We start from the raw sequence: 3,384 nt of genomic DNA on the forward strand, positions 1-3,384 counted from the left end.
GTATAAGAGACAGGGACATACTTCCCAAACAGGCCCTAGGGTCTCTGATCCGGGGTCGCGCGAAGGGCTCCAGGAGCGAACGGCCCCGGAGCCTACATCAGAACAACAGGAGGTACCGATGAAGGCGCTGATATACCACGGGCCGGGCAAGAAGTCGTGGGAGGAAGTTCCCGACGCCACGATCCAGGAGCCTGGCGACGTCGTCGTCCGGGTCGACACCACCACGATCTGCGGGACCGACCTGCACATTCTTCAGGGCGACGTCGCGACCGTGACCGACGGCCGCATCCTCGGCCACGAGGCCGTCGGCACGATCATCGAGGTCGGCGACGCGGTCACGGCATTCCAGGTCGGTGACCGGGTGCTCGTTCCGGCGATCACGAAGTGCGGCCGCTGCGAGTACTGCCAGCGGGGAATCCCCTCGCACTGCCAGACCGTCGGGGGCATCGGCTGGATTTTCGGGCATCTGATCGACGGGACGCAGGCCGAGTTCGCCCGGGTCCCCTATGCCGACACCTCGCTGTACGCGGTGCCGGCGAACGTGGCCAACGAGCAGGCCATCTTCCTCGCCGACTCGCTGCCGACGGGCTACGAGGTCGGCGTGCTGGCAGGCAACGTGCGTCCGGGTGACACGGTCGCGGTGGTCGGGGCCGGGGCGGTGGGGCTCTCGGCGATTCTGACGACCGGCCTGTGGGGCGCGTCGAAGGTCATCGCGATCGACTCGAACAAGTTCCGACTGGACAAGGCGCTGGAGTTCGGCGCCACCGATGTGGTGGAGGTCGGCCCCGGCACGGTCGCCGAAACCATCGCGCTCACCGACGGGCTCGGCGTCGATGTCGCCATCGAGGCGGTGGGCTATCCGGAGACGTTGCTGACGGCGGTGTCGCTGGTGCGGCCCGGCGGCACGATCGCCAACGTGGGTGTGCACGGCACGCCGGTGGAACTGCCGATGCAGGACCTGTGGATCCAGAACCTGAGCCTGACCATGGGGCTCGTCGACACCGTCTCGATCCCCACCCTGCTCAAAATGGTCGCCAGCGGCCGGATTCCGGCCGAGAAGATGGGCACGCACACGTTCACCTTCGATCAGGTGAACGAGGCCTACGAGGTGTTCCGGAACGCGGCGGCGAACGAGGCGCTGAAGGTTGTCATCAACCGGGTCTGAGCCCGTCTCCAGCCCAGGACGGTTCTGCGGCGGGGCGGGTTTGGTCGACCTTCTCCGCCGCCCGTCAGGCGCTGTACCCATCAGGCGATAGACCCGTCAGGCGATATAGCTGATGCCGAATGCGTCGATCTTGCGGTAGAGGGAGGAACGGGCGATACCGAGCATGGCGGCGGCCTTGTAGCGGTTGCCGCGGGACTCGTACAGCGCCTGGATGATCGCGTCGCACTGCGCGGCCTCAAGCATCGACATCTTGCGCGCTCTGCCCTGGAAACACAGCTGGGGCAGGTCCGGGGGCTGAACCTCTCCGATCGGCTTGCGCGTGACGACGTACCTGAGGACGTCCTGGAGCTCGCTGATGTTGCCGGGCCAAGCGTACCCCTCCAGGACCCGGATGACCTGCAGACTGAGCCGCAGCGAACGGCGTGCCGCGATTTTGTGCAGGATCGACAGCGCGATTTCCCCGATCTCGTCGGCCCGGTAGCGTAGGGCGGGCACCCGGGTGATCTCGTGGAAGTGCCGCAGGAGCAGCCCGTAAGGCCGGGTCGCGTCCACCGCCGGCGTGTCGATGCACCCGACGAGCAGCGGCGGCGAGGGCAGCGCGACCAGCGGTCGCAGCGTTTCGTCCAGGCACCGGGCGGCGATCGGGGTGAGCAGGTTCATCCCGCGCAGCACCAGCAGGTGCGGCCGGTCGCCGGCGCCGGTGAGCAGTCGCGTACCAGGAGGCGTCCGGGCGCTGCTCTGCTCGGGTGCGCCGCTCCGCTCAGCCGCAAACGATCTACAGTCCACGGTCACGACCCGACCCGACCCGTACGCCTGCCGGAACTCGTTGATCACCAGGGTCTGCTTGCCCACTCCCGGCTCGCCGATCAGCAGGTGGTTACGGCCCTGCTGGATGCTGACGACCACCTCCCGCCGCGCCCGCAGGAACGGGGACAGCAACTCCCGATTCGCCCGGATCCGCGCCTCGGCGTGCTCCTTCTGGGCGTGGCCGGGTCCTCTGAGGTCCTGCGCGTAGTCGCGTCGAACCATCGGTGCGACGTGCGAACCCTGACGCCGGACAGCCTCGGCCGGCTCGGCCGACCGCTGGACACCGGTCGGCGCCCCCGTGAGCAGGCATCCGACCACGTCATCGCCGAGCTGGACCGCCTCGGTCACCACCTCGGCGCAGCCGCCGGAGGGCAGCTCCACATGCTGGCGGGCGAAATCCCGCAGCGACAGGCTCGCCAGCACCAGGTCGCTGAGCACCCGCAGGTCGCCGACCTCCAGGTGGCAGGCCGCGACGTTGGTCAGGACGTAGTCCCCGTCCGTGGCGAGTACCCAGGCCTTGTCCTGGCCGACGTGGCCGACGTGGCCGGTACGGTCGTCCCCGCAGGCGCGGGCGAAGCGGTCGAGGATCGTCTGTGACCGCCGGTGGGGTTCAGCTGCCATCCGCTCGGTGACCTGATGGGCGAGCAGCTGCGCCACCGCAGGCTGCAGGGTCGTTTCGTCCGACTGGTGGCAGATGACCACCACCACGCCGCGGACGTCGCGGCTGTGCGGATCCACCACCAGCGCGGCGGCCTCGCCGAGACACCTCAGCTGGGAGTGGTAGTGCTCCGGACCGCTGATCGCGATATCGGTCTGGTCATGCAGGGAGATCGACGCGGCGGTGGTACCGACGGCCTGCTCGGCGTAACCGTAGCCGGGCACGAACAACACCCCGTCGAGCAGCCCGGCAAGGGCACGGTCGCCATCCCGGCGGACCCGCACCACCCCTGCGGTGTCGACCAGCACCAGCGAGGCGGCAACCTCGGCGCTCCCGGCGAGGAAGCCGTCGAACACCTCCTCGGCGCAAGTCACCAGAGGCGTAACCTCGGGGTGGCCCAGGAACCGTGCCCTGATGCGGTCAGGCTCGATGCCGTACGCGCGCGACCGTTCCCATGAGGCCAGCACGGCCGGCCGGACGACATCCCGCCAGACCACACCCTGCCCCGCGGTCAGAAACGACCGGCGCGCCGCCTCAACCTCGACGAGCCTCGGCATGCGGCAGAGTATAAGAGCACCGCAGTGGGCGTCACCTGAGCTTTATGCGCGTCGCGGGAGCTTTGCGGGTGGACCGGGCGGCTGGACCGCCTCCGGCGCGCCGAGCTGCGCGGCCCACCACCAGGTCAGGCCGCGCAGCTCAGTGCAGGTCAGTGCAGCTCAGGTCAGCGGCCGGCGGAGGTCTCGGCGAGCTCCGC

At 69.1% G+C, this 3,384-nt stretch carries 2 protein-coding genes; one reads left to right on the forward strand and one right to left on the reverse strand.

Features of this window, described 5'->3' with window-relative positions; all coding sequences use genetic code 11:
* Positions 1-118 precede the first annotated feature (118 nt).
* Positions 119-1,165, forward strand: coding sequence for an alcohol dehydrogenase catalytic domain-containing protein (locus ACY45C_RS20020; protein WP_462189103.1), 1,047 nt, complete (start codon positions 119-121; stop codon positions 1,163-1,165).
* Positions 1,166-1,261: 96 nt separating this feature from the next.
* Here the strand turns inward: ACY45C_RS20020 and ACY45C_RS20025 are convergent, their stop codons facing one another.
* Positions 1,262-3,004, reverse strand: coding sequence for a helix-turn-helix domain-containing protein (locus tag ACY45C_RS20025; protein WP_462189104.1), 1,743 nt, complete (start codon positions 3,002-3,004; stop codon positions 1,262-1,264).
* Positions 3,005-3,384: the final 380 nt, after the last annotated feature.

The sequence above is a fragment of the Frankia sp. CcWB2 genome (assembly GCF_977927585.1).

What these genes read in the sequence shown, in the direction of transcription:
- ACY45C_RS20020 (WP_462189103.1), top strand. Translation starts at nt 119, where the DNA reads ATGAAGGCGCTGATATACCACGGGCCGGGCAAGAAGTCGTGGGAGGAA.